Consider the following 24976-nt stretch of genomic DNA (forward strand, 5'->3'; position numbering starts at 1 on the left):
AGCCGGCTATTCAGCTGGAGCCGTCGTCAGTTCGTCCTGGACGAACAGCGCCGGCGCCGGCTTGCGGGCCGACCAGCCAAAGGCGGCGATGACCAGGTAGCAGGCCGCCGGCAGCAGGAAGGCCAGGCCCAGGCCGAAATGGTCGCCTAGGAAGCCGGTGGCCGGCGGGATCAGGGCGCCGCCGACGATGGCCATGCACAGCAGGCCCGAGGCCTGCGGCGTGCGGTGGCCCATCCCCTCGATGCCGAGGGTGAAGATGGTCGGGAACATGATCGAGTTGAAGAAGCCGATCGCGATCAGGGCGTAGCCGGCCTGCGGACCGACGCTGAAGGCCGAGACCAGGATCAGCACGATGGCCGCCAGCGAGGCGACGCTCAGCACCTTGCCGGGCGAGACCTTGGCCAGGACGAACGAGCCCACCAGGCGCCCGACCATGGCGCCGCCCCAGTAAAAGGCGACCATCTTGCCGGCGTTGGCCAGGCTGAGACCCAGGGTGTTCGACTGGGTCAGGTACGAGGTCATGTAGGTGCCGATCGCCACCTCGGCGCCGACATAGACGAAGATGCACAGCACGGCGAAGGCCAGGCGCGGATACTTCAGCATGCCCAGCATCTCGCCCACGCCGACGGCCTTCTCGGCCTGCGGGGCGGCGGTGTTCTTGCGCAGCATCCAGAAGAGGACGGCCAGGGCCAGCAGCACGCCGGCGATGATCAGGTAGGGCGTCTGGACGGCCTGGGCCTGGGTGTGGCGCACGGCCGCCAGTTGGACGGCGGTCAGGGTGGCCGGATCCGGGGCCTTCTCGATGTGGCTGAGGATCAGGGCCGAACCGACGAACGGCGCCAGGAAGGTGCCGAACGAGTTCAGGAACTGGGCGAAGGTCAGGCGGGCCGAGGCGGTCTCGCTCTTGCCCAGGATGGCGACCAGCGGATTGGCGGCCACCTGCAGGATGGTGATGCCCGAGGCCAGCACGAACAGCGCGGCCAGGAAGCCTTCATAGACGCCGGCGTTGGCGGCCGGGGCGAACATCAGGCAACCGACCATCATGATCAGCAGGCCGACGACGACGGTGCGCAGGTAGCCGAGCTTGGACAGCAGGAAGCTGGCCGGGAGGGAGACCACGGCATAGCCGATGAAGAAAGCGAACTGGGTCAGGCCCGCTTCGAAGTTGGTGAGCGAGAACAGCGACTTCAGCGCCGGCGCCACGAGGTCGACCAGGCAGGTCGAGAAGCCCCAGGCGAAGAAAAGAAGAATCACGAAGGGCAGCAGCGCCTGCCCTTTTCCACTCGCGCCGCCGTTTACCGGGGCCGCGCCGCCCATGCCTGCCATCTCTGTTTCTCTCCCCTGTCCGTCTTCGCGGGACGGCGTAGTCACCCCGAACGTGACAACGTTGTCAACCTTGAAGCGGGAGAGTCTATTGTTGGGACCGGTATCAGGGGGACTCTGGAACCTCCTCCTGTGGGGAGGCGATCGCGGCAGCGATGAGTGGGGGCGTTGGGCATAGCGGCAGCTGAGAACGCCCCCCCCTCCGGGCCACCTCCCCAGAGGGTGAGGATCTTGGGGGTCAGGCCGCGATCCGGCTCGGGACGACGACGCGACCCAGGACCGAGGCGGCCGCGGAGAGGCCGGTGCGGATGGACTGGTCCTCGGCGCTGTCGCCGTGGGCGCCGGCGCGACCGGCCAGGTGCAGGCCGGCGAAGTGCAGGCGCAGGTCCAGGCCGATCATCTTCAGGTGCTCGTCGCAGGCTTCGTCGTGGATCGGGTGGACCTTGCGCTGGCGCACGACCTGGGCGTCGCGGACCGAGCCGGCGGCGATCAGGCCAAGGCGGCGGGCTTCGGCCGAGGCCTGGGCGATCAGGGTCTCGTCGTCGGCGGTCCAAAGGGCGTCGCCCTCGAAGCAGTAATAGTCGAGAGCCAGGGCCTCGCCTTCCAGCGCCCGGGCGCGGGCGGCCTTGATCGAGGCGGCGTGGATCTCGGCCAGGGCCGGCGCGCGGCGGCGGCCGGGCGCGGCGGTGAAGGCCACGGTCACCTGGTCGCGATACATCAGCTCGCAGGCGTGGAAGAGGCTGATCGGCGTCGGGGTAAGGGCGCCCATCAACTCGCGCAGGGGCATGGTCGAGATCACCTGGTCGGCGGTGAAGACCTCCTCGCCGCCGTCGGGCGCTTGGGTCGACACGGTCCAGACCCCGGTGGCCCAGTCGCGCCGCAGGCTGCTGACCTTGCGCTCCAGGCGGATTTCGCCGCCGGCCTGGACGACTGCCTCGGCGCAGGCCTTCCACAGCCGGCCCGTTCCCTGCCGAGGCCGCACGCCGGCTTCCGACCGGAAGCTCGGGCAGGCCGGCCGGGCCGGGGTTTCCTCCGGACGCAGGGCCCAGAGCTTTTCGGCATAGGCGCTGAGGCGACGGGCGACGCGACGACCAAACCGCCGGGTCAGCCATTCGCCCAGGGTCTTGGAATTGGCGATGGGACGCAGCTTGGCGCTGATCATGGCGCCCAGGGCGGCGCCCGGCTGGCCGCGGCGCGCGCGCCCCTCGCCTTCCAGGCGCATCGCGCCGGGGGCGATCTCCAACTCGTCAGGCAGCAACGCCGTCCAGAAGGCGCGGATGGCCGGATCGGCCGAGGACAGGCGACGCCCCGAAACGTCGAGGCGGAAGCCTTCGAACGAAAGCGTGCGGGCCGCGCCGCCGACGTAAGCCTGGGCCTCGAGCACCGTCACGGTCCGGCCGGCGCACGCCAGCGCGTGAGCCGCCGACAGCCCGGCGGGCCCGGCCCCGATCACCAGCGTCTCGACGTGTTCGCCCATGTTCCCATTCCCCGAATTCAGGCTCCGAGGATCGGCCGACAAGGTTAAGAACGTGGTTCAGAATTGGCGCTCCCAAGGCCAAAGCGGGGCCTTGGGACGCTATGTCGCGGGGCCCTGGTTCAGGCCAGTTGGTCGCCGACCGGCAGGCTGCGGATGCGCTTGCCCGTCGCCGCGAAGATGGCGTTGCACAGCGCCGCCGGGGCGGGCGGCAAAACCGGCTCGCCCAGGCCCGTAGGGCGGTTGTCGCTGAGCAGGTAGTGCACCTCGATCGGCGGGGTCTCGCTCATCCGCAGAAGCGGGAAGTCGCCGAAATTGCTCTCCACCGCTGCACCGTTCTCGAAGGTGATCTTCTGGCGCAGCGTGCTGCCGATGGCGTCGAGGATCGAACCCTGCACCTGGTGGTCGGCGCCGGTGGGGTTGATGATCTGGCGGCCGACGTCGGCGGCGACCCACACCTTCTCGACCTTGACCTCGCCCTTGGCGACCGAAACCTCCATCACCACGGCGACATAGCCGAGATGGCTGAAGTGGCAGGCCACGCCCAGCCCCCTGCCCTTGGCCAGCTTGCGGCCCCAGCCGGACTTCTCGGCCACGAGGTCGAGCACGCCGCGCATGCGGCCGGTGTGGAAGCTGTCGTTCTGGCCTTCCGGCCCGATCAGGCGCGGCTCGCCTAGCAGCTTGCGGCGGAACTCGACGGGGTCGGTCTTGGCGGCCAGGGCCACCTCGTCGGTAAAGCTCTGGATGACGAAGCCGAAGGCGTTGTTGCCGGGCGCCCGCAGTGGTCCGGTCGGAATGCCCAGCGGCATCACCGAGACCTCGTGCTGGTAGTTGGCCACGGCGCCGGCCGGGAACTGGGTGGAGTTCATGCCGCCCGAGCGCACGAAGGTCTCGCCCTCGCCGAAGCTGACGAAGTGGTCGCGCCAGGCGACGAGATCGCCCTTGGCGTCGAGGCCGGCGGTGAAGTTGTGCCAGCCGCCGGGCCGGTAGAAGTCGTGCTGGATGTCGTCCTCGCGGGTCCAGATCAGCTGAACCGGGGCGTCGACCTTGCTGGCGATGAAGGCGGCCTCGACCATGTAGTCGTTGATCAGCCGCCGGCCGAACCCGCCGCCGCAGCGGACCAGGTGGATGGTGACGCTCTCGGGCGGCACGTTCAGGGTCTTGGCGACCAGGGCGCGGCCAGGCTCGGGGTTCTGGGTCGGGGCCCAGATCTCGACCTTGCCGTCCTTGACCCGCGCCGTGCAGTTCTGCGGCTCCAGCGGCGCGTGGGCGATGAAGGGATAGTCGTAGGCCGCGCTGACGACCTTGGCCGCGCCCTTCAGCGCGGCGGCGACGTCGCCGTCGGCGCGGGCCACGCGCTGGGGACCGGCCTTGGCGAACTCTGCGGCCTTGGCGGCCAGCGAAGCGGTGCTCTGGGCGCTGGTCGGGTGCTCGGCCCAGGCGACGTCCAGCGCGTTGCGACCGCGACGCGCGGCCCACCAGCTCTCGGCGACCACGGCGACCCCGGGCAACAGGCCGTCCAGCGCCGTCCCGCCCTCGACCACGAAGGCGTCTCGCACGCCCTTGACCGCCTTGGCGGCGGCCAGATCGGCCGAGGCGACCTTGGCGGCGTAGGTCGGGGCCTTCAGGAAGGTGGCGTAGACCATTCCCGGCAGGCGCACGTCGATCCCGAACAGCGGCTTGCCGGTGAGAATAGCGTCGGTGTCGGTCTGGACGTGGCTCTTGCCGATGATGCGGAAGGCCTTGGGATCCTTCAGCGCCAGGGTCTTGGGATCGGGCGGGGCGATGGCGGCGGCGGCCTGGGCCAGTTCGCCATAGGCCAGCTTGCGGCCGCTGGCGGCGTGAACCACCTGGCCGGGCTCGGTGGTCAGTTCGGCGGCCGGCACGTTGAGCTTCGCCGCGGCGGCCTGGATCAGCATCCAGCGGCCGGCGGCGCCGACGCGACGCATGCCGTCCCACTCCAGCGTGGTGGCCATCGAACCGCCGGCGACCTGTCGGCCATAGACCTTGGTGTCGGCCAGGGCCTGCTCGACGACGACGTCTTCCCAGGCGACATCAAGTTCCTCGGCGATGATCATCGGCAGGGCCGTGCGCATGCCCTGCCCCACCTCCGGGATTTTCGAGGCGATGGTCGCCTTGCCGCCGGGCGAGACCTTCAGATAGGCGCTCAGCGTCGCCGGACCGGCGGCGCGGGCTTCGCCCTCGAGGTCGAAGGCCAGCATCAGGCCGCCGCCAGCGGCGGTGGACGCGGCCAGGAACAGGCGGCGCGAGAGGATGGGGGCGTTCATGGCGCTCAAGCCTCCGCCTGGCCCGAGGCCGACTTGATGGCCTTGCGGATCCGCGGATAGGTCGCGCAGCGGCAGAGGTTGCCGTCCATCGCTTCGTCGATCTGTGCGTCGGTCGGCTTGGGCGTGGCGGCCAGCAGGGCCGTGGCCGACATGATCTGGCCGGCCTGGCAGTAGCCGCACTGGGGCACGTCGAGGCTCTTCCAGGCTTCCTGCACGCGGGCGCCGACCGGATTGGCGGCGATCCCCTCGATGGTGGTCACCGCCCTGGCGCCGACCCGTGAGACCGGCGTCACGCAGGCCCGCACCGGTACGCCGTCGAGATGCACCGTGCAGGCGCCGCATTGGGCCACGCCGCAGCCGTACTTGGTCCCGACCAGTTCGAGCAGGTCGCGCAAAACCCACAGCAAGGGCGTGCTGGGCTCGGTGTCGACTGTGTGGGGCGATCCGTTGACCGTCAGGGTGTAGGCCATGCGCGCGACTCCGAAGGTGGAGCGTCATCTTGCCGCAACCTTCGCAACCTGCCGAGCGCCATGCGTCGCAGCCGTGGTCCGAGCAGCGATTTGTCACAAAAGTTTCACGCAGGGCTTGAACGCCCGCCGCTTCCGTGGTTCCGGTCCGCCCAATGCGCGGATGCTCCCGATACGGACGTCCGCGTTTTTCGTTCCGCCGCTTCGAACAGAGGATGAAGCGACATGCTGGGTTTGTTCCGGGCGATCATGCCCAAGGAAGACCGGTTCTTCGACCTTTTCTCCCAGCACGCCGCGACGCTGGTGGCCGGCTCCAAGGCGCTCAGCGACCTGATGAGCGGCGCCGACAGCATCGAGGCGGCCACCGCGCGGGTGAACCAGCACGAGGAAGAGGCCGACGAGGTCACCCGCCAGGTGATGCAGGCCGTGCGCCGCAGCTTCATCACGCCCTTCGACCGTAGCGACATCCAGGACCTGACGACGTCGCTGGACGACGCCATCGACCAGATGCGCAAGACCGCCAAGGTGGTCAGCCTGTTCGAGGTCACGACCTTCGAGCCGCAGATGAAGGCGATGGCCCAGATCATCGTCCAGGCCGCCGACCTGACGGCCGAGGCCGTGTCGCTGCTGCCCAAGATGCGCAACAACGCCCAGCGCCTTTCCGATCTGGCCGTGAAGATCACCCAGATCGAGGAACAGGCCGACCAGATGTACGACATCGGCCGCAAGGAGCTGTTCCTGGCCCACCGCGACAAGGACCCGATGGCCTTCATCGTGGGCATCGACATCTACAGTCACCTGGAAAAGGTCGTCGACCGCTTCGAGGATGTGGCCAACCGCATCAGCGGCATCGTGGTCGAGCAGGTCTAAAGGGCCCGCGCCGTGGATCCCACGCTCCTCATCCTGGTGTTCCTGGTGGTCGTCGCCCTGGCGTTCGACTTCCTGAACGGGCTGCACGACGCGGCCAACTCGATCGCCACCATCGTCTCCACCCGCGTGCTTTCGGCAAAGTGGGCGGTGATCTGGGCGGCCTTCTTCAACTTCATCGCCTTCCTGTTCTTCGGGCTGCACGTGGCCAAGATGGTCGGCTCTGGGATCGTTGATCCGCACATCATCAGCGACCGGCTGATCTTCGCGGCCCTGATGGGCGCGATCAGCTGGAACCTCCTGACCTGGTGGCTGGGCATCCCGTCGTCCAGCTCGCACGCCCTGATCGGCGGCCTGGTCGGCGCGGCCGTCGCCAAGGTCGGCGGCCTCGGCGCCATCCAGTGGGCGGGCCTGGGCAAGACCGCGGCCGGCATCGTGGTGTCGCCGACGGTCGGCTTCGTGCTGGCGCTCTTGCTGGTGCTGGTGGTCTCGTGGACATTCCTGAAGAGCTCGCCGTTCTGGGCGGACAAGGTGTTCCGTAAGCTGCAGTTCGTCTCGGCGGCGATGTACAGCCTGGGCCACGGCGGCAACGACGCCCAGAAGACCATGGGCATCATCGCCGCTCTGCTGTTCGCCCACGGCGCAACCAACGAACCGGGCCACATCCCGTTCTGGGTGGTGATCGCCTGCCAGACGGCCATGGGCTTGGGGACCCTGTTCGGCGGCTGGCGGATCGTGCACACCATGGGCAGCAAGATCACCCGCCTGACCCCGATGCAGGGCTTCTGCGCGGAAACCGGCGGCGCGATCACCTTGTTCCTGGCGACGCATATCGGCGTTCCGGTATCGACGACTCACACGATCACTGGCGCTATTGTCGGCGTCGGGGCTTCGCGTCGGGTCTCGGCGGTGCGCTGGGGCGTGGCCAAGAACATCGTCGTCGCCTGGGTGATCACCCTCCCGGCGGCGGCGCTGACCGCGGCGGTGTTCTACTATCTCGGGTTCTGGATGCAGTGACGGACGGGACGGTCAAGCAGACCGGCGGGGCCAAGGGCGGCAAGCGTCGCCAGGTCGCCGCCCTGCCCTGGCGTGGCGAAGGCGACGCGCTGGAGGTCCTGCTCGTCTCCTCGCGCGAGACCCGTCGCTGGGTGATCCCCAAGGGCTGGCCGATGAAGGACCGGCTCGACCACCAGGCCGCCGCCCAGGAAGCCTATGAGGAAGCCGGTCTCGACGGCGTGATCGTCGAGACCCCCTTCGGCGAATACGAGTACCTCAAGCGCCTGAAGAGCGGCGCGGGCCGCCTGGTCAAGGTCGACGTCTTTCCGATGAAGGTCACCGGCGAGCATGCGACCTGGCCCGAGAAGGGCCAGCGGACGCTCAAGTGGATGACGCCGGTCGAGGCCGCGCTCGCGGTGCAGGAGCCGCAGCTGCGCGACCTGATCTCCCGTTTCGCCGGCGTCGGCCTGCCTGAGGAGGAAAGGCCGGAACCCGCGCCCGCCCCGACTCCCGTGCGGATCGCGCTGCAACGCCTTCGTCGCCGCGTGACGGTGCTTTGGGGCCGCGCCCGCCGTCGCGGCTGAGCCCTCTCGACAATCGTGCCGCCGGAACGTAATGTTCTCATTATGTTCACGAGAGGCGAGCGCATGCAGCTGTCCCTTCGCCTGGCCCGATCGCCGCTGGAAGATGCGCGCGACGCCCTGCTCGCCGCCTTCGGCCCGCAACGCCCCAAGGCGCGGATGGACCCGGTTTCGCAGCTGGTGAAGTCGTCGATCAGCCACCGCACGCTCGACGCGGTGTCGTGGGCGGCGTTCCTGCGATTGCAGGCGGAGTTCCGAGCCTGGGAGGATCTGGCCGCGGCGAGCGCAGAACGGGTGCTGCCGCTGATCTCGACCGTCACCCATGCTGAGGACAAGGCCCGCCGCCTGCCGATCGCCCTGCGCATGATCCAGGACCGCATCGGCTGGCTGTCGCTGAGCCACCTGCGCACCCTCACCGTCGAGCAGGCCCGGCACGAGCTGCGCGCCCTGCCCGGCGTCGGCCAGAAGGTCGCCGCCAGCGTTCTCAACTTCAGCACCCTGGCCATGCGCGACCTGGTGGTCGACAGCCATGTCCACCGCACCGCCCAGCGGCTGGGCCTGGTGGGGCCGGGCGACCCGACCCACAGCCATCACGCCCTGATGGCCCTGGCGCCCGACGCCTGGACGGCGGACGACCTCTTCGAGCTGCACTGCCTGATGAAGCACGGCCTGGGACAGCTGGTCTGCACCCACGACGCACCGCAATGCGGGGCCTGTCCGCTGAAGGCCCAATGCCACCGCGTCGGCGTGGAGGGCGCGACGGTGCTGGCCTGGCGACCGCGCGGCTGAGGCTATAAGCACGATCCATGACCGAGCCCATCGCCACGCCCGACACCGCCATGATGGCCGCTCCGGTCGCCCTGGCGCGGTTCCTGGAGACGGCGGACGCATCCCTGTTGAACGGCGTGTTCTCCGGCGGCGACGTGACGATCCTTGAGAACTTCGCGCCGCACGTGTTCCTGGGCCAGGAAGGGCTGGCGCAATGGCGGGCGATCATGACGACGCACGTCGGCGCGATCGGCGAGCTGAAGCATGAATTCGGGACGCCGCAGGACTTCGGCCTGACCGGGCAGACCGTGCACTTCACCCTGCCCACCCGCTGGACCGGCGTGCGCGACGGCCGGCGCTTCACCGAGCTGGGCGGCTGGACCTTCGTGCAGGCGCGCGAGGCCGGCGGATGGCGGGTCCGCTCCTACGGCTGGGCGGTCGTCAGCTTCGAGTGGCTGGACTGAGGCGGCCTACCCCGCCAGCTGCGTGAAGGTCTTCGTGCCGATCGGATAGCGTCGCCAGTCGCCATAGTCGAAGTGCCACCACTCTTCGGGATAGACCTCGAAACCCTGGGCGACCATGGCCTCGCGCAGCATGCTCCGCAGGGCGCGCTGCCTGGCCGTGCCGCCGGCGAAGTCGGCATAGGAGCGGGTCGACATCTCGTCGTAGCGGCTGGGCATGTAGACGACCGCGCCGGTCGCAAGATCGTGCAGCGTCAGGTCGACCGCGCAGCCCCGGTTGTGGCGCGAGCCCTTGGCCGGATCGGCGACGAACACACGGCTGGCCGGCGGGGTCGCCTCCCAGAACATCCAGGTGACGAACCAGGGACGATAGGCGTCGTGAATGGTCAGGCCGTAGCCCTGGGCGGCCAGCGTCTTGGCGGCGCGCCCCAGGGCCTGCGCGGCTGGCCGTTGCAGCCAGGCGGCCGGGCGCTCGTAGAGCTTCAGCCCCATGAAGTTGTCTCGGCCGGCGTAGCGGATGTCGAAGGTGATCGCCTGATCGATCGTGGCCAGGTCGACAAGGTCCGACGGCAGGAAGTCGCCTGTCTCGCTCGGCGGCGTCGCGGCCAGGGCGCGCTCGCGCAGGGTCTTGGGATCGGCCCGGACGGCGCGGCGGATGCCGGCCTGCACCTCAGCCCCGAAGTCGCGGCGCGGCAGGACGGCGCCAGCCAGCCGGACGCCCCGCGCCGTGACCAGCAAGTCGCCGCCGCCCTCGACGGCGTAGCGACCGCTCCCCTGCGCAGATAGCCGGCGAACCGGCCCGCCATGGACGAAGACGGCCAGTCCGCCGTCGTCGGTCTCGAAGACCGTGACCGGAGCCTCGGGCGCGCCGTACTGGGCGACGAGGGCCAGATCGGCGGTCGCCAGGGCCGCGCCGGGCGCCAGGCTCAAGGCCAGCATACTGGCGGCGACGGTTCGACGGGTCTGCCGCATCGTCGCCGCCCCTCGCCTATTTCATGGTCGGGATGACGAAGGCGCTGTCCTCGACATCGCCTTCCGGCCAGCGGGCCGTGACCGTCTTGACCTTGGTGTAGAACTTCACGCCCTCGACGCCGTGCTGGTTGGTGTCGCCGAACGCGCTGCGCTTCCAGCCGCCGAAGGTGTGGTAGGCCACAGGCACCGGGATCGGCACGTTGATGCCGACCATGCCGACATTGACGCGGGCCGCGAACTCGCGGGCGGCGCGGCCGTTGCGGGTAAAGATCGCCACGCCGTTGCCGTACTGGTGCTCGGACGGCAGGGCGATAGCCTCCTCGAAGCTCTCGGCGCGCACCATCTGGAGGACCGGGCCGAAGATCTCTTCCTGGTAGGTCTTCATCCCCTTCTTGACGCCGTCGAACAGCGACGGGCCGATGAAGAAGCCCTTCTCGAAGCCTTGCAGGTGAAAGTCGCGGCCATCGACCACCAGCTCGGCGCCCTCGTCGACGCCGATCTGGATGTAATCGGCGATCTTGGCGCGGTGCTGGGCGCTGACCACGGGGCCGTAGTGGGCGGCCGTATCGGTGGAGATGCCGACCTTCAGGGTGTCGATCTCGGCCACCAGGCGTTCGCGCAGCTCGTCGGCGGTCTTCTTGCCGACCGGCACCACGACCGGCAGGGCCATGCAGCGCTCGCCCGCGGACCCGAAAGCCGCGCCCGACAGGTCCTTGACCACCTGGTCGAGGTCGGCGTCGGGCAGGACGAGGCCGTGGTTCTTGGCCCCGCCCATGGCCTGGACGCGTTTCCCGTGCGCCGTGCCGGTCTGGTAGACGTAATGGGCGATGTCGGAGCTGCCGACGAAGCTGACGGCGCGGATCAGCGGGTGGGTCAGGATGGCGTCGACGGCGCTCTTGTCGCCGTGGATCACGTTGAGCACGCCCTCGGGCGCGCCGGCCTCCATCATCAGCTCGGCCAGCTTCACGGGAACCGTCGGATCCTTCTCCGACGGCTTGAGGATGAAGCTGTTGCCGACGGCGATGGAGATGCCGAACATCCACATCGGGATCATGGCCGGGAAGTTGAACGGGGTGATGCCCGCGCAGAGGCCCAGGGGCTGGCGCATCGAATAGACGTCGATGCCGGGCCCTGCGCCCTCGGTATATTCGCCCTTCAGGATGTGCGGAATTCCGCAGGCGAATTCAATGACTTCCAGGCCGCGTTGAATGTCGCCCTTGCTGTCTGCGATGACCTTGCCGTGCTCGGACGACAGGATCTCGGCCAGGCTGTTCATGTCGCGCTCGATCAGGCGCTTGAACTCGAACATCACCCGGGCGCGGCGCTGCGGGTTGGTCGCCTCCCAGCCGACCTGGGCCTTGGCGGCGGCCTGGACGGCGGCGTCGATCTCGCCGTCGGTGGCGAACTGGACGCGGGCCTGCACCTCGCCGGTGTTGGGATTGAAGACGTCGCAGAAGCGCCCCGAGGCGCCGTTGAAGGCTTGGCCGTTCACGAAATGGGCGATGTCTCGCATGATGCGCTCCCTAACGCTGTTTTTCGGCGTCATTAACATCCGAGAAACGGCGCGTATCGTGGAAAATCTATCCCCGGCCTTTCAGCCACCTACTCCGCATCCACATGCACCCGGCGGAACCGGCCTTGCAGGTAGACCAGCGGCTCGTGGTCAGGGTCGTAGCGCAGCTTGACCACCCGCCCGACATAGACCCGGTGGTCGCCGGCGTCGAAGACGTGGTGGGTCTCGCATTCGAAATTGGCCATGCAGCCGGGCAGGATCGGCACGCCCGTGCGCCAGGTCTCGGTCTCGACGCCGGCGAAACGATCGGTGTCCTTCTGCACGAACTGCCGGGCCAGGGCCTGGTGGTCGGCGTGCAGCACGTTGACGGCGAAGCGGCCCGCGGCGTCCAGGGCCGGCAGGCTGGACGACTTCAGGTCGACGCAGACTAGGGCCAGCGGCGGGTCCAGCGACACCGAGGTGAAGGAGTTGGCGGTCAGGCCGACGCGGCGGCCGTCCTGCCCCAACGTCGTGACGACGGTGACCCCCGTGGTGAAGCACCCGAAAGCGTTGCGCAGGGCGCGGGCGTCGTGCGCGCCGCCCTCCCCCAGTTCGATCGTGACAGCCTGACTCATCTTCCCCTAGCAGTGCGACAAAGCCGGGCCACGGGCAAGGCGGGATGGCGCGCGACGGGGCTGGAGGAGCGAGGACGGGAGCCGTAATGAAGTTTTTGCTTACTTAGTGATCATTGACGACAAGGCGCTACGCGGTCTTCGGGTCGCCGAGATCGATGGCTAGAGACGCGCCCGCGACGCCGCCGGCCCCATATGCCTCCGGCGCCACCATGCGGGCTGGCCGGAGCACGACCCTCAGTTTCAGATCGAGCTTGTCGAGTTCCGCATCAACGACAGCCGACTTGAGAACGACGAGATCACGCCCAGCTTCGCTGTTCACCCGGTCGCGCCCGGCCTTCATCGCTGTCAGCTTGTCTGCGATAGACGCGACCATGCCCAGAGTGAACGAGGCGTTGGCCATATGTCGATCCTTGTGCCGAAATCGCTGATAGTCGGCAGAGGTCTTGTAGCGGCCAAGCTCGAACCGAACAGCGCCGTCGATCAGTTCGGTCAGGTAGTGCGCGACTTCAATATCCGAAGGGAGCCCAAAGAATACGTACCGAGGCTCTCCGGTCGGGCCCTTCTCGCGCCAAACTCGGCAATCACAAAAACTGGCGATGGCGACGATGCAATCGCCCAGCGGTATCCGCTTATTGTGTTGCGTCTCGTATTCGCGCCGCTCACACAGCGTATCGCGGAGTTCAACGTCGGTGAGGGAAAGGTCGTAGCGATCGAGCAGTTCGGCGACCTTCGCGGCGGCCGACATGGCTTCGGCTTCCGTGCAGCCATTGTCCGTGGTCTTGGCTCGGAGCCCTGCGATGCGCGCCCTGAGCTTTTCAAGGTCTGCCAGATGTTCGTTCACGGCTGCGCCCCGAAAGTGTCTCAGCGCCAACCCGCCAAGTTCGCCTGCCCCGCTTTCTAGGCGAAGCCTAAGGCTGATCCCAGCATATCGAAGGGCCCGAGATCGAGCCCCCCCTATATCAGGCGCCGGATACGCGCCCTTGAGCCCCTCCACCAGCACCCCCGGCTGCGCAGCATCCAAACCGAACGTCACCAGCGGTTGCCGCACGTGCGAGGCCGGCTTCCGCTCATCCGAAGCATGCGAATGAGCGGAAGGCCTCTCCGGCTAGACCTGAGCTACGCCGCCGTCGATGGCGAAGTCGGAACCGGCCATGAAGGCGGAGTCGTCCGAGGCCAGGAAGAGCACGGCCTTGGCGATCTCCTCCGGCGCGCCGACGCGGCCGATCGGGGTCTGGCTGGCCATGTAGTCGAGCAGGCCTTGCTGCTGCGCGGGATCCGAGCCGGCAAGTTCGATCAGGCCAGGCGTCTTGATCGGGCCGGGGCTGACCACGTTGACGCGGATGCCGCGGTCCTTGAGGTCGAGGGTCCAACTGCGGGCCAGGTTGCGCACTGCGGCCTTCGAGGCGCTGTAGACGCTGAAGGCGGCCGTACCAGTGGTGGCCGTGGTCGAGCCCGACAGGATCACGCTGGCCCCGTCGCGCAGCAGCGGCAGCGCCTTCTGCACCGTGAAGATCACGCCCTTCACGTTGCGGCCGAAAATGTCTTCGTAGTGCTCCTCGGTGATCGCGCCCAGGGGCAGCATGTCGCCGCCGCCGGCGTTGGCGAACAGGGCGTCGATCTGGGCGTGGCGCTGCTGCACGGCGTCATAGAGGCGGTCGATATCGGCCAGCTTCGACATGTCGGCCTGGACGCCCACCGTCTTGCCGCCGATCGACTTGACCGCCGCGTCGAGTTCGGCCTGGCGGCGGCCGGTGATGAACACATTGGCCCCTTCGGCCGCGAACGCGCGGGCGGTGGCCAGGCCGATGCCGCTGGTGCCGCCGGTGACCACCACCACCTTGTTGTCGAACTTGCCGCTCATCTGAAGTCTCCTTGGCTTGTGCGGCGAACCGTTCGCCGTGGACAAAGAGATGCATCTGGAACGATCTGGCCGGTAGCCAGGCAATGTGGCATTCAGTGTCTCGATAGTGAGACGATGACATGCCCGATCTGAACGACTACCTGCTCTATGCCGAGGTGGTGGCCCATGGCGGTTTCGCGCCGGCTGGCCGCGCCCTGCGCCAGCCGAAGTCGACCCTGAGCCGCCGTATAGCCCAGTTGGAAGCCCGCCTGGGCGTGCGACTGATCGAGCGCACTACGCGCCGGTTTCGGGTCACTGAGGTCGGCCAGGCGTTCTATGAACGCTGCAGGATCGTGGCTCTCGATGTCGAGCAGGCGAACGCCGTCGCCGCCGAGGCCAAGAGCGAGCCGCAAGGCCTGATCCGCTTCAGCTGCCCGACCGGCCTGGTGGAGACCCTGTCAGGAAGCTTGCCGCGGTTCCTGGCGCGGTTTCCCAAGGTACGGCTGCAGGTGATCGCGGTCGACAGGCCCGTGGACCTCATCGAAGAGCGGATCGACGTCGCCCTGCGCGTGCGCACCGTGCTGACGACCGACGCCGCGCTGACCATGCGCACGCTGGGCCGGTCGCGCCGAATTCTGGTGACGGGGCCTCAACTCGCCGCCCGCTGCGCCGACCTGGCGATCGACCAACTGGCCGGCCTGCCCACCCTCAGCCCCACCGACCAGCCAGGCGAGCTCACCTGGGACTTGCTGGGGCCGAACGATGCGACCTGCGCGATCCGTCACGAGCCCCGCATGGCCTGCGGTGACTTCCTGGCCCTGCGCGACGCCGCCGCCGCGAACATCGGCGTCGCCTTCCTGCCCGACCATGTCTGCAAGGCCGACCTTGTGACCGGTCGCCTGGTTCAGGTCTTTCCCGAGTGGCGATCGGAGGACGGGATCGTCCATATCGTCTTCACCACCCGGCGCGGCCTGCCGCCAGCCGTGCGGGCGTTCATCGATCACCTGGCCGCAGTGTTCAGCCAGGATCGGCCGACGCAATAGACGAGGCGCCCCTACGCTCCCTCGACCAGAACGCCAGGCCGGGCCGCGTCGAGACCGAAGGTCACCGGCAGGTGGCGCACGTGAGGGGTCTGGAGATTGAGGGCCTTGGCGCCGCGGGCGACGGCCAGCTTGCCCAGGGCCGTCGGGCCGAAACCGGCCTGGACCCTGGGGTTGGCGCCCAGGCGGCGGCGCAGCACGCCGTTGGCGTAGATGACGTTGGCGCGCATCAGGGCCGGCGGGGTCATGAACTCGATCGAGATCGAGACATTCAGCATCGGGCCGTTTTCGATCCGGTGCGGGGCGTTCTGCTTCCAGGTGACCATGGTCCCGGGCGTCAACTCGACGGCCTGGGCGCCGGCGTCCCAGGCCGGATCGAAGGCGAACTGCTCGGCGGTCTCGCGCAGCACGATCTTCTCCAGCGCCAGCTCGCCCACATAGGGGTCGGCAACCGGATAGACCCAGACCTTCTTGACGCCGCGCACCTGCCACAGCGACACCAGCGGCACGTCGAGATGGTAGAACACCTGGGCGTTGGCGCTGCTGATCAGCATGCCCAGATCGCGCTTGAAGGTCTTCAGGCCCGGAACCTTGCTTTCCTTCTCGGCGAAGATCTCATCGCACAGGGCGGCGTATTCGGGCACGTGGTCGTTGGTGTGGCGCAGGTTCAGCCAGATGCGGCCGGCCTTGGCGGCCTCCAGCAGCTGGTCGCCCGACAGATTGCCCGCCGAGCCCTTGCGCCAGGTGGTCCAGGCCTTGGGGTCCTCGCCCATGGTGAAGACGCCAAGCAGCTCGCGCGGATAGCGATCGAGCAGCCGCGCCAGGCCCTCGTCGTCGAACATCGGCCGCTCGTGCAGGCCGTGCTGGAAGACCAGGTTCTCCTTGCCGAAGGCCTTGGCCTTTTCGGGGGTCCAGTCGTGGATGATGGTCATGCCGCCAGCCTCACGCCGTGTGTCCGTAGAAATGGATCTTGAAGGGACCCCACCAGAGGGTCTTGCCCAGGCCCCGCGCGGCGCGGTCCAGCCATTCGGCCCGGTCGCCGGCGCGGGTCAGCCACTTGAAGCCGGCCACGGCCCCGAAAAGCGCGGCCTGGACCACGCCGACGGCCATCCAGCGGGCTACCCCTGCCCGGTCCGGCGGCACGGCGGCGGCGCAATGGGCCGAGGGGCCCTGGCCGTAGGCGAAGGCGCGGCGGATCGTGTAGTCGAGGGTCAGGCGATCGGGCACGGGGTCTTCCCAGACCCAGGCGGCCGGCTCCCAGGCGAAGACCGCGCCGGCGGCCCGCATGTGGCCAAACAGCATGTCGTCCTCGCCGCCGATATGATTGCGCTCGGCCGCGAAGGGCGCGACCGGGTCGGGCAGGCTCGAGCGCTTCAGCAGGCTGTCGCCGCAGCCGTAATAGTGGTCGATGACGCCGGCCTGCTCGGGGCCGATGCGCGAGAAGAACCGCTCCAGATAGTCGCGGTGCTCGGTGACGGCCTGCGGCGCGCGGGCGCGGACCGGGCCAAAGACCACGTCGGCGGCGTAAGCCTGCTGGGCGGCGAGCAAGGCCGCCAGCCAGCCGGCCGGAGCCTCCTCGTCGTCGTCGAGGAAGGCGATGAACTGCCCCGAGGCCTTGGCCATGCCGGCGTTGCGGGCGTTGGCGACGCCGGCGCGGGGCTCGTGGACGTAGTGGACGGGAAACGAGGCTTCGCCGGCCAGGGTCTGGGCCACGTCCTGGGCGGACGGGACCTGGTCATTGTCGACGATCACGAGTTCCAGCTCGGAATGATCCACGCCGGCCTGGGCCAGCACCGAGCGGGCCGCGACGGCCAGGCCGCCGAGCCGACGCTGGGTCGGGATCATGATCGTCACGCGGGCCATCAGACCTCCATCGTCGCGTTGCGGCGCTTGCCCTGGGCGGCGACGGCGTCGACCAGCCCCTTCACCCGGCCGCCCATGGTCAGCTCGGTGCTGGCGATGATGTCCATGCGGCGGCGCAGGCGCGCGACCGGACCCGCGCCGTTGGCGCCGGCCAGGGCCCAGACGCCTTCGACCGAGCCGGCCACGCGGCCGGCCATGCTGGCGGCCGTGGCCGCGCCATCGGCGATCAGGGTCTGGGACAGGCCATAGGAGTGCTTGTAGTGGTCGGCGCCGGGGCCCAGGTCGTAGCGGGTCAAGCCCAGCTCCGGCATGGCGGCGATCGCGCGCATGAAGAAGATCTGCCCCGGCGACCACGCGCCGAAGGCCGAATTCGTCGAGGCGATCCACGGGTGATAGATCGCGCCCTGGCGCACCCCGAAGTGCCCCGCCACCAGCTGGCCGCCGGCATAGAGGTTGATCATCAGGCCGCGGAAGTCGCCCTCGCGCTGCTCGAACAGCCTCTGGAACAGGTCGCGCGTCCATTGCGGACGCAGGAAGTCGTGGACGCCGGTGCGCTCGATCTGCTCGCGCTTCCAGGCGATCAGCTGGTCGAAGGCCTCCTGGCTGTCGTCGCCGGCCTTCAGCGTCACCTGGCCCATCTCGCGCTCGAGCTTGTTGTCCAGGCGGCGGTAGTTCTTGATCTTCTTGGGGCTGCCGGAGCGCACGGCCTCGAGATAGGCCGTCGCGTCGCCCTGGGTGTCGATGACATAGGCCGGAATCGCCGGCTCGACCTGAAAGGCGTTGGCGGGGTCCACCAGGCCCGTATAGCGGAAGACGGCCAGGTCGGCGGCGCGCAGCACCTGGGCCGCGTCGATCTCGACGCCGGGCTTGGCGACCAGGCCGTGATAGTCCGACAGCGGTGCGCCGATGGGACGCGCCACGCCGCCAGGACGGCGATGATGGGCCAGGAAGCCGATCGTCTCGCCGCCGCGTCGAATCACCGCGACCCGCGCATCCTCGCGCACCGTGCCGACCGCCAGCGCGAAGTCCGGGCCCAGCAAGGGGCCCGCCAAGGCAGGCTGCGCCTGCGCGAAGACGCGCCAGAGGGCGACGTCCGCAGGGGCGAGTTCGGAGGGGTGAAGGGTCTCGACGTCCAACATGTCCACCTCTGTCCTAAACCGGCTCGGTTAGGGAATGATGGAAATGTCACTGCAATCGAGGGGCCAACCCTAGGAAGAAAATGTCGCACCCAGGATGCGTTCCAGCCACTCCTGGTCGATCTCGTCGAAAGCCGCCGGACGGTCGGAATCGACGTCGAAAACGGCCAGCAGACGGCCTTCACCGTCGAACACCGGCACGACGACCTCGCTGGCCGAACGGCTGTCGCAGGCGATGTGGCCCGGGAAGGCGTGCACATCCGGCACAAGCTGGGTCTGGCCGGTGGCGGCGGCCGCGCCGCAGACGCCGCGGCCGAACGGAATGCGCAGACAGCCGAGCGTGCCCTGGTACGGGCCGACGACCAGTTCGCGGTCCTTGGCGGGATCGACGACGTAGAAGCCGGTCCAGAAGTAATGGTCGAAGCTGTTGGCCAGCATCGAGGCCACGGTCGCCATGCGGGCGGTCACATTGGCCTCGCCGTCGAGGACGGAGGCGATTTCCTGCGCGACCTCGGCATAGCGGGCGGCCTTGTCGGCGGAGAGGGTCTTGTCGTTGAAAGCTTCGGCCATGGGCGCGGATATAGCGCGCCCATGGCCGAATGCGAGGGGCCGATTGGCAGGTCCTAGAATTCTTCCCAATCGCCGGGGCGCGACTGCGGGGCGATCTTCAGGGCGTTGCTCCCCTGCACATAGCGCTCGCGGAAGGCTTCGCGACGAGGCGCGGCCGGCTGGCGCTGGGCCTGGCGGGGATGCAGGTCGCGGATCTCGGCGCCGACCTGGAAGCGGCCGATCAGGCGTTCCAGCTCGCCCGCCTCGCTGGAGAGCGCGTGGGCGGCGGCGGTCGACTGCTCGACCATGGCCGCGTTCTGCTGGGTCACCTGGTCCATCTGGTTGACGGCGGTGTTGACCTCGGCGAGGCCCACCGACTGCTCCTTGGCCGAGGACGCGATCTCGCCGACCAGGGCGTTGATCTCCGACACCTGCTCCATGATCTGTTGCAGGGTCTCGCCGGTCTCGCCGACCAGGCGCACGCCCTTGCCGACCTCGTCGGTGGAGGCGCGGATCAGGCCCTTGATCTCCTTGGCGGCGTCGGCGCTGCGCTGGGCCAGGGCCCGGACTTCCTGGGCGACAACCGCGAAACCACGTCCCGCCTCGCCGGCCCGCGCGGCCTCGACGCCGGCGTTCAGGGCCAGGAGGTTGGTCTGGAAGGCGATCTCGTCGATGACGCCGATGATCTGGGTGATCGACTGCGACGACTTCTCGATGCCGCCCATGGCCTGGACGGCCTCGGTGACGACCTTGCCGCTCTTTTCGGCGTTGGCCTTGGCGCTTTCGGTCAGCTGACGGGCGCGCTCGGCGCCTTCCGAGCTCTTCTTCACCGTGGCGGTGATCTGGTCAAGGGCGGCGGCGGTCTGCTCCAGGCCCGCGGCCTGGCGCTCGGTGCGCTGGGCCAGGTCGTCGGAAGCGTGGCTGATCTCGGCGCAGCCGGCGCGGATGCTCTGGGCGGCCGACAGTATGCCGGCCATGGTCTGCTGCAGGCTGTCGACGGCGGCGTTGAAGTCGCGCGGCATCTTGCGCGCCTCGCCCGAGAAACCGTCCTCGCGCATGCGCCAGATCAAGTCGCCGTCGGCCAGCTTCTCCATGCCCTGTCCCAGGGTGGCGACAGCGGCGGCCTGGGCCTTGGCGAAGGCCTCGGCCTCCTCGGCGTGGCGCTGGCGCTCGATCTCGGCGGCGGCGCGTTCGGCCTCCTGCTCGGCGCGGCGGCGCTGGCCGTCGGCCAGGTCGTGGCGGAAGCCGTCCAGCGCGCGGGCGATGGCGCCGATCTCGTCGCCGCCGGTCACGCCGGGCACCGGCTGGTCGTAGCGGCCGGCGCTGAGCGCGTCGACCGACTGGGTCAGGCCCGACAAGGGCTTGCGCACCAGGCTGGCGCTGGCCAGGAACAGGGCCAAGAGCACCGCGCCGGTGATCACCATGCCGCCGATGAACAGGATCATGGCCAAGCGGTCGGCCGGACCGGTGATGGCCGAGCGCGGCACGTCCATGACCAGCGCCCAGGTGGTGTTGAGCTCGGGCATGGCGATGGGACGGATCATCCGCTCCATCTCCTCGTCGCCGACCTTGACCCCCTCGAAGATCGCGGGCTCGCCGCCGCTCAGCACGGCCTTGACCTTGTCGGCGCCGGCGTCGGCATAGGCCGTGGTGCGCAGGTCGGCGTTGGGGTGGGCCACCCACTTGCCCGTCGAGGACAGCAGCATCACGCGGCCGCCGCCCAGGGGCTGCATCTTCTCCAGGCGCTGCGAGACGCCGTCCAGCGACAGGTCGACGCCCTCGGCGCCGAGGAACTGGCCGTTGACCAGCACCGGATAGACCACCGAGGTCATCAGCTGGGTCTTACCGGCCACAGTGTAGGGGTAGGGCTCGAGGATCGCCGCCTTACGAGTGTCGCGCGGGACCGTGTAGTAGGGCTGGCTGTATTCGTTGCCTTCGCTCAGCGGCTCGAAGATCACCTTGCCGTCGCTGTGCACCCAGTACGGGGTGAAGTTGCCCTGGGCGGTCGAGCCCATGGCGGTCTGGCCGGCGAACTCGGCGTCCTTGCCGTCCAGCGCATTGGGGGCGGCCATGAACCAGGCGCCCATGACAATCGGCGTGGCGTCGGCCTGCGGGCGCAGCATCTCGATATAGGCGCGGCGGTCGCGCACGCCGGCGGTGTGGGCCGCGGCGATCGAGCCGGCGGTGGAGCGCGAGGTCGCCTCGACCTTGCCGATCTCGGTGCGGATCTGCTCGATGGCGTCGTCGGCCACGGCGTCGGCATAGCGATGCGTCAGGCCCGCGACGATGCTGGAGGTGTGCATCGACACCGCCACGGCGGCGGCGATCAGCAGCAGGCCGATGGCCAGACCCGCCACCGTCACCAGCTTCCACGCGATGGTCAGCCGACCGAACGCCTTCATAAGAGAATCTCCGCAGCCCGAGCCGTTAACCTCGTTGTGGCTGGCGATTCCTAATCAGCTGTTAACCGTAGTTAAGCTGCGACAATCTGGCGCCCAAGACCCTCCCCCAGAAGGGGGAGGTGGCCCGAAGGGCCGGAGGGGGAAGTTGCTGCGGGCGTCAGTTCAGTCGCCGACACAGCGGTCACTTCCCCCTCAGTCGCTCCGCGACAGCTCCCCCTTCAGGGAGAGCGTTCTGCGCCCTACCCCTTCGCCAGCTTGACCAGCTGAACCAGGATCTTCTCGGCCGCATCGAGCCGCTGGGCGGGGGTGTCCCATTCGCCCTTCACGACGACCTTCTGGTCGGGACGCGCCTTCCAGATCAGGCTGTTCTTGCCGATGAACTGCATCAGCGGCAGCGGGTTGGCGAACTCGTCGTTGCGGAAGCTGAGCACCGCGCCCTTGGGGCCGACGTCGATCTTGGCGACATTGGCCTCGCGGCACATGCCCTTGATGCCGACGACCTTGAGCAAGGAGTCGGTCTCGGGCGGCAGCGGGCCGAAGCGGTCGATCATCTCGGCGGCCAGGGCCTCGCGGTCGGCGGCCTTCTCGGCTTCCGACAGGCGACGATAGAGCGACAGGCGCACGTTCAGGTCGGGCACGTAGTCGTCGGGGATCATCACGGCCGCGCCGGTGTTGATCTGCGGCGACCAGGCGCGGTCTTCCATCAAGGCCTCGGCGCCCTGGCGCTCGCGCAGGGCCGCGACGGCGTCCTCCAGCATCTGCTGGTACAGCTCGACGCCGATCTCCTTGATGTGGCCGCTCTGCTCGTCGCCGAGCAGGTTGCCGCCGCCGCGGATGTCGAGGTCGTGGCTGGCCAGCTGGAAGCCGGCGCCCAGGCTGTCGAGCGATTGCAGCACCTTCAGGCGCTTCTCGGCCGACAGGGTGATCTGCTTTTCGGCCGGCGTGGTCAGGTAGGCGTAGGCGCGGGCCTTGGAGCGGCCGACCCGTCCGCGGATCTGGTACAGCTGGGCCAGGCCGAACATGTCGGCGCGGTGCACCACCAGGGTGTTGGCTGAAGGTATATCCAGCCCGCTCTCGACGATCGTCGTAGCCAGAAGCACGTCGTACTGCCCCTCGTAGAAGGCGGTCATCACCTCTTCCAGCTGGGTCGCGCTCATCTGGCCATGGCCGACGACGTACTTGATCTCCGGCACCTGGGTGCGGAGGAACTTCTCGATGTCCTCCAGGTCCTTCAAGCGCGGCACGACGTAATAGGCCTGGCCGCCGCGATACTTCTCGCGCAGCAGGGCCTCGCGCACGGTGACGGCGTCGAAGGGCGTGATGTAGGTGCGCACCGCCAGGCGATCCACCGGCGGCGTGGCGATGATCGACATTTCCCGAATGCCGCTGAGCGCCATCTGGAGCGTGCGAGGAATGGGCGTCGCAGTCAGGGTCAGCATGTGCACGTCGGCGCGAAGCTCTTTCAGCTTCTCCTTGTGCTTGACCCCGAAGTGCTGCTCCTCGTCGACGATCACGAGGCCCAGGTCCTTGAACGCCACCTGCTTGGACAGCACCGCATGGGTGCCGACCACGATCTCCAGCTGCCCGTTGGCCAGGCCCTCGCGGGTGTCGGCGGCTTCCTTGCCGGTGACCAGGCGCGACAGGCGGGTGACCTTGATCGGCCAGCCCTGGAAGCGCTCCTTGAAGGTCTTGTAGTGCTGGCGGGCCAGAAGCGTGGTCGGGCAGACGATGGCCACCTGCTTGCCGCTCATCGCCACGACGAAGGCCGCGCGCAGGGCCACTTCGGTCTTGCCGAAGCCGACGTCGCCGCAGATCAGGCGGTCCATCGGCTTGCCCGACGACAGGTCTTCCAGCACATCGTGGATGGCGTTGAGCTGGTCGTCCGTCTCTTCATACGGGAAGCGGGCGCAGAATTCGTCGAACACGCCCGACGGCGGATCGGTCTCTTCCACCGACTTCAGCGAGCGGGCGGCGGCGATCTGGATCAGGCCCTCGGCCATGACCCGCAGACGCTCCTTCGCCTTGGCCTTGCGGCCCTGCCAGGCCGCGCCGCCCAGCTTGTCGAGCTGCACGTTCTCGCCGTCGGTGCCGTAGCGCGTGAGCAGGTCGATGTTCTCGACCGGCAGGTAGAGCTTGCTTTCGCCGGCGTACATCAGGTCGAGGCAGTCGTGCGGCGCGCCCTGCACCTCGAGGGTCTTGAGGCCCTCGTAGCGGCCGATGCCGTGGTCGATGTGAACGACGAGATCGCCCGGGGTCAGCGCGGACGCTTCGGCCAGGAAGTTGGCGGCGCGGCGCTTCTTGCGCGGACGGGCCAGGCGGTCGCCGAGGATGTCGGTCTCGGAGATGACCGCGAGGCTCTCGGTCTCGAAACCGCTGTCGAGCGGCAGCACGACGCGCTGCGGGACCTTCGGGTCGTTGGCCTTGGCCGCCTGCCAGTAGCCGGCGAACGGCACCTTCTTCAGGCCGTGGTCCGCCAGCATGGTTCCCAGGCGCTCGGACGAGCCCTCAGACCACGAGGCGAAGAGGACGCGCTTCCCCTCCCCGGCCAGCTTCTTGGCGTGGTCGGCGGTGGCCTCGAACAGGTTGACGCTGTCCTGGGCGCGCTCGGCGGCGAATGTGCGGCCTAGCTTCGCGCCCAGGTCGACGACGTCGAGGCCCTGGGGCTGGAACGGCGTGAACTGACGGTGCGGACGATCACTCACCGCCTCGTTCCACTCCTGGGCGGTCAGGTAGAGGGCGTGCGGCTCCAGCGGGCGATAGGCCGACTTGCGGTCGGCGGCGGCGCGGGCGTCGTAGGCGTCGGCGATCATCGCCAGGCGTTCGTCGCGGGCCTCGGCGGCCTGGTGGTCGACGCCGACCAGGCTTCCGGCCGGCAGGTAGTCGAAGATCGTCGCCATCCGCTCGTAGAACAGCGGCAGCCAGTGCTCCATGCCGGCGCGGCGGCCGCCGTCGCTGACCGCGGCGTAGAGCGCATCATCCCCCGGCGCGCCGAACAGGCGCACGTACGAGCCCCGGAAGCGCGACACGGCGTCGGCGTCCAGCAGGGCCTCGCTGACCGGCAAGAGCTCGATCGAGGTCAGCTGCTTGGTCGAGCGCTGGGTCTCGGGATCGAAGGCGCGGATGCTTTCCAGCGTGTCGCCGAAGAGATCCAGGCGCACCGGCTCTTCCGAGGCCGGCGGATAGACGTCGATGACGCCGCCGCGGATGGCGAACTCGCCGCGCTCGGAGACGGTGGAGGCGCGGACATAGCCGTTGACGGCGAAATAGCGCTCCAGGTCCTTGATATCGACGCTCTGGCCGACCTTGGCGCCGTAGCTGGCGCGCAGCAGCACCTCTTTGGTCGGCACACGCTGCAACAGGGCCGGGGCTGCGACGACCAGCATGGCCGGCTTGGCCTGGCCAAGACCGTTCGCTAGCCGGTGCAGGGTGCACATGCGAGTGGCCGCAACGCCCGCCGAGGGGCCGATGCGGTCATAGGGCAGGCAGTCCCACGAGGGCAGCAGCACCGCCTCGATCTCGGGCGCGAAGAACTTCAGGGCGTCGATGAAGGCGCTGGCCCGGGCCGTGTCGCGTGCGACGAAGGCGGTCAGGCCGCCGCGCGCGCGCGCGACGTCGGCCATCACCAGCGCGTCGAAGCCTTCCGGCGCGCCGGCCAGGGTCAGGCCGCCGGCGGCCTTGGCGATCTGTTTGGCGTCGTAGGCCATGCTGCTCTTCGGATGCTTGGCGACCGATAAGTCGCCGGGACGCTATTGGTTCAAGATCTTGGGCCGGAAACCCCGCCCTTCGACAAGCTCAGGGTGAGGTTTCCTACCGAGGCGTCGC

21 protein-coding genes are annotated in these 24976 nt (G+C 68.7%); 6 read left to right on the forward strand and 15 right to left on the reverse strand.

Going from position 1 to position 24976, the window contains the following annotated elements; all coding sequences use genetic code 11:
• Nucleotides 1–6: 6 nt before the first annotated feature.
• From SGCZBJ_RS07085 to SGCZBJ_RS07100, 4 genes are all read right to left on the reverse strand, one after another.
• Nucleotides 7–1254: a sugar MFS transporter gene (locus SGCZBJ_RS07085; RefSeq protein ID WP_240621442.1), complete on the reverse strand. Its 1248-nt coding sequence runs from the start codon at nucleotides 1252–1254 to the stop codon at nucleotides 7–9.
• A 307-nt stretch (nucleotides 1255–1561) separates the two neighbouring features.
• The gene (locus SGCZBJ_RS07090) at nucleotides 1562–2800 is read right to left on the reverse strand and encodes an FAD-dependent oxidoreductase (protein ID WP_101717325.1); all 1239 of its coding nucleotides are present in this window, start codon (nucleotides 2798–2800) and stop codon (nucleotides 1562–1564) included.
• Nucleotides 2801–2919: 119 nt separating this feature from the next.
• A complete protein-coding gene (locus SGCZBJ_RS07095) occupies nucleotides 2920–5085 on the reverse strand; it encodes a xanthine dehydrogenase family protein molybdopterin-binding subunit (protein ID WP_101717326.1) in 2166 nt (721 codons plus the stop codon).
• 5 nt (nucleotides 5086–5090) lie between these two features.
• Nucleotides 5091–5555 (reverse strand): (2Fe-2S)-binding protein, encoded by a 465-nt coding sequence (locus SGCZBJ_RS07100; protein ID WP_101717327.1) that lies wholly within the window; start codon nucleotides 5553–5555, stop codon nucleotides 5091–5093.
• A gap of 222 nt (nucleotides 5556–5777) precedes the next feature.
• Between SGCZBJ_RS07100 and SGCZBJ_RS07105 the strand changes: the two genes are divergently transcribed.
• The 5 genes from SGCZBJ_RS07105 (at nucleotide 5778) to SGCZBJ_RS07125 (ending at nucleotide 9228) form a co-directional block, all read left to right on the forward strand.
• On the forward strand, nucleotides 5778–6422 hold the full coding sequence (locus SGCZBJ_RS07105; RefSeq protein ID WP_101717328.1) for a DUF47 domain-containing protein: 645 nt from the start codon (nucleotides 5778–5780) through the stop codon (nucleotides 6420–6422).
• Nucleotides 6423–6434: 12 nt separating this feature from the next.
• The gene (locus tag SGCZBJ_RS07110; protein ID WP_101717329.1) at nucleotides 6435–7436 is read left to right on the forward strand and encodes an inorganic phosphate transporter; all 1002 of its coding nucleotides are present in this window, start codon (nucleotides 6435–6437) and stop codon (nucleotides 7434–7436) included.
• Nucleotides 7433–7999: an NUDIX hydrolase gene (locus tag SGCZBJ_RS07115; protein WP_101717330.1), complete on the forward strand. Its 567-nt coding sequence runs from the start codon at nucleotides 7433–7435 to the stop codon at nucleotides 7997–7999. Before SGCZBJ_RS07110 ends, SGCZBJ_RS07115 begins: the two co-directional genes overlap by 4 nt.
• Nucleotides 8000–8062: 63 nt before the next feature.
• Nucleotides 8063–8785: an endonuclease III domain-containing protein gene (locus SGCZBJ_RS07120; protein ID WP_101717331.1), complete on the forward strand. Its 723-nt coding sequence runs from the start codon at nucleotides 8063–8065 to the stop codon at nucleotides 8783–8785.
• 17 nt (nucleotides 8786–8802) lie between these two features.
• Nucleotides 8803–9228: a hypothetical protein gene (locus SGCZBJ_RS07125; protein ID WP_101717332.1), complete on the forward strand. Its 426-nt coding sequence runs from the start codon at nucleotides 8803–8805 to the stop codon at nucleotides 9226–9228.
• Between the two features lie 6 nt (nucleotides 9229–9234).
• Here the strand turns inward: SGCZBJ_RS07125 and SGCZBJ_RS07130 are convergent, their stop codons facing one another.
• The 5 genes from SGCZBJ_RS07130 to SGCZBJ_RS07150 form a co-directional block, all read right to left on the reverse strand.
• Nucleotides 9235–10197 carry a M15 family metallopeptidase gene (locus SGCZBJ_RS07130; protein WP_101717333.1) on the reverse strand — a complete coding sequence of 321 codons (963 nt, stop codon included), beginning with the start codon at nucleotides 10195–10197 and terminating at the stop codon, nucleotides 9235–9237.
• A 16-nt stretch (nucleotides 10198–10213) separates the two neighbouring features.
• Nucleotides 10214–11710, reverse strand: a complete 1497-nt coding sequence (locus SGCZBJ_RS07135; protein WP_101717334.1) for a CoA-acylating methylmalonate-semialdehyde dehydrogenase — start codon at nucleotides 11708–11710, stop codon at nucleotides 10214–10216.
• Between the two features lie 89 nt (nucleotides 11711–11799).
• Complete coding sequence (locus tag SGCZBJ_RS07140) at nucleotides 11800–12324, reverse strand: flavin reductase family protein (protein ID WP_101717335.1); 525 nt, start codon at nucleotides 12322–12324, stop codon at nucleotides 11800–11802.
• Between the two features lie 127 nt (nucleotides 12325–12451).
• Entirely contained in the window at nucleotides 12452–13165 is a 714-nt protein-coding gene (locus SGCZBJ_RS07145; protein WP_101717365.1) for a DUF2786 domain-containing protein, read from the reverse strand.
• A 264-nt stretch (nucleotides 13166–13429) separates the two neighbouring features.
• The gene (locus SGCZBJ_RS07150; protein ID WP_101717336.1) at nucleotides 13430–14185 is read right to left on the reverse strand and encodes an SDR family oxidoreductase; all 756 of its coding nucleotides are present in this window, start codon (nucleotides 14183–14185) and stop codon (nucleotides 13430–13432) included.
• Nucleotides 14186–14304: 119 nt separating this feature from the next.
• On the opposite strand from SGCZBJ_RS07150, the gene SGCZBJ_RS07155 reads away from it, so the two are divergent.
• Nucleotides 14305–15207, forward strand: a complete 903-nt coding sequence (locus SGCZBJ_RS07155) for a LysR family transcriptional regulator (RefSeq protein WP_101717337.1) — start codon at nucleotides 14305–14307, stop codon at nucleotides 15205–15207.
• An 11-nt stretch (nucleotides 15208–15218) separates the two neighbouring features.
• On the opposite strand, the gene SGCZBJ_RS07160 is transcribed toward SGCZBJ_RS07155, so the two are convergent.
• The 6 genes from SGCZBJ_RS07160 to mfd form a co-directional block, all read right to left on the reverse strand.
• The gene (locus SGCZBJ_RS07160; RefSeq protein WP_101717338.1) at nucleotides 15219–16136 is read right to left on the reverse strand and encodes a hypothetical protein; all 918 of its coding nucleotides are present in this window, start codon (nucleotides 16134–16136) and stop codon (nucleotides 15219–15221) included.
• 10 nt (nucleotides 16137–16146) lie between these two features.
• Nucleotides 16147–17067 carry a glycosyltransferase family 2 protein gene (locus tag SGCZBJ_RS07165; protein ID WP_101717339.1) on the reverse strand — a complete coding sequence of 307 codons (921 nt, stop codon included), beginning with the start codon at nucleotides 17065–17067 and terminating at the stop codon, nucleotides 16147–16149.
• Nucleotides 17067–18206, reverse strand: a complete 1140-nt coding sequence (locus SGCZBJ_RS07170) for a GNAT family N-acetyltransferase (RefSeq protein WP_101717340.1) — start codon at nucleotides 18204–18206, stop codon at nucleotides 17067–17069. Before SGCZBJ_RS07170 ends, SGCZBJ_RS07165 begins: the two co-directional genes overlap by 1 nt.
• Before the next feature lie 69 nt (nucleotides 18207–18275).
• The gene (locus SGCZBJ_RS07175; protein WP_101717341.1) at nucleotides 18276–18773 is read right to left on the reverse strand and encodes a GAF domain-containing protein; all 498 of its coding nucleotides are present in this window, start codon (nucleotides 18771–18773) and stop codon (nucleotides 18276–18278) included.
• A 53-nt stretch (nucleotides 18774–18826) separates the two neighbouring features.
• Nucleotides 18827–21154: a methyl-accepting chemotaxis protein gene (locus tag SGCZBJ_RS07180; protein ID WP_101717342.1), complete on the reverse strand. Its 2328-nt coding sequence runs from the start codon at nucleotides 21152–21154 to the stop codon at nucleotides 18827–18829.
• 239 nt (nucleotides 21155–21393) lie between these two features.
• Entirely contained in the window at nucleotides 21394–24858 is a 3465-nt protein-coding gene (gene mfd / locus SGCZBJ_RS07185) for a transcription-repair coupling factor (protein WP_101717343.1), read from the reverse strand.
• Nucleotides 24859–24976: the final 118 nt, after the last annotated feature.

It is taken from the genome of Caulobacter zeae, from assembly GCF_002858925.1.
GTDB lineage: Bacteria > Pseudomonadota > Alphaproteobacteria > Caulobacterales > Caulobacteraceae > Caulobacter > Caulobacter zeae.

What these genes read in the sequence shown, in the direction of transcription:
- SGCZBJ_RS07150 (WP_101717336.1), bottom strand. Translation starts at nt 14,185, where the DNA reads ATGAGCGGCAAGTTCGACAACAAGGTGGTGGTGGTCACCGGCGGCACC.
- SGCZBJ_RS07140 (WP_101717335.1), bottom strand. Translation starts at nt 12,324, where the DNA reads ATGAGTCAGGCTGTCACGATCGAACTGGGGGAGGGCGGCGCGCACGAC.
- SGCZBJ_RS07155 (WP_101717337.1), top strand. Translation starts at nt 14,305, where the DNA reads ATGCCCGATCTGAACGACTACCTGCTCTATGCCGAGGTGGTGGCCCAT.
- SGCZBJ_RS07100 (WP_101717327.1), bottom strand. Translation starts at nt 5,555, where the DNA reads ATGGCCTACACCCTGACGGTCAACGGATCGCCCCACACAGTCGACACC.
- SGCZBJ_RS07105 (WP_101717328.1), top strand. Translation starts at nt 5,778, where the DNA reads ATGCTGGGTTTGTTCCGGGCGATCATGCCCAAGGAAGACCGGTTCTTC.
- SGCZBJ_RS07180 (WP_101717342.1), bottom strand. Translation starts at nt 21,154, where the DNA reads ATGAAGGCGTTCGGTCGGCTGACCATCGCGTGGAAGCTGGTGACGGTG.
- SGCZBJ_RS07175 (WP_101717341.1), bottom strand. Translation starts at nt 18,773, where the DNA reads ATGGCCGAAGCTTTCAACGACAAGACCCTCTCCGCCGACAAGGCCGCC.
- SGCZBJ_RS07095 (WP_101717326.1), bottom strand. Translation starts at nt 5,085, where the DNA reads ATGAACGCCCCCATCCTCTCGCGCCGCCTGTTCCTGGCCGCGTCCACC.
- SGCZBJ_RS07090 (WP_101717325.1), bottom strand. Translation starts at nt 2,800, where the DNA reads ATGGGCGAACACGTCGAGACGCTGGTGATCGGGGCCGGGCCCGCCGGG.
- mfd (WP_101717343.1), bottom strand. Translation starts at nt 24,858, where the DNA reads ATGGCCTACGACGCCAAACAGATCGCCAAGGCCGCCGGCGGCCTGACC.
- SGCZBJ_RS07165 (WP_101717339.1), bottom strand. Translation starts at nt 17,067, where the DNA reads ATGGCCCGCGTGACGATCATGATCCCGACCCAGCGTCGGCTCGGCGGC.
- SGCZBJ_RS07135 (WP_101717334.1), bottom strand. Translation starts at nt 11,710, where the DNA reads ATGCGAGACATCGCCCATTTCGTGAACGGCCAAGCCTTCAACGGCGCC.
- SGCZBJ_RS07120 (WP_101717331.1), top strand. Translation starts at nt 8,063, where the DNA reads ATGCAGCTGTCCCTTCGCCTGGCCCGATCGCCGCTGGAAGATGCGCGC.
- SGCZBJ_RS07125 (WP_101717332.1), top strand. Translation starts at nt 8,803, where the DNA reads ATGACCGAGCCCATCGCCACGCCCGACACCGCCATGATGGCCGCTCCG.
- SGCZBJ_RS07160 (WP_101717338.1), bottom strand. Translation starts at nt 16,136, where the DNA reads ATGACCATCATCCACGACTGGACCCCCGAAAAGGCCAAGGCCTTCGGC.
- SGCZBJ_RS07170 (WP_101717340.1), bottom strand. Translation starts at nt 18,206, where the DNA reads ATGTTGGACGTCGAGACCCTTCACCCCTCCGAACTCGCCCCTGCGGAC.
- SGCZBJ_RS07130 (WP_101717333.1), bottom strand. Translation starts at nt 10,197, where the DNA reads ATGCGGCAGACCCGTCGAACCGTCGCCGCCAGTATGCTGGCCTTGAGC.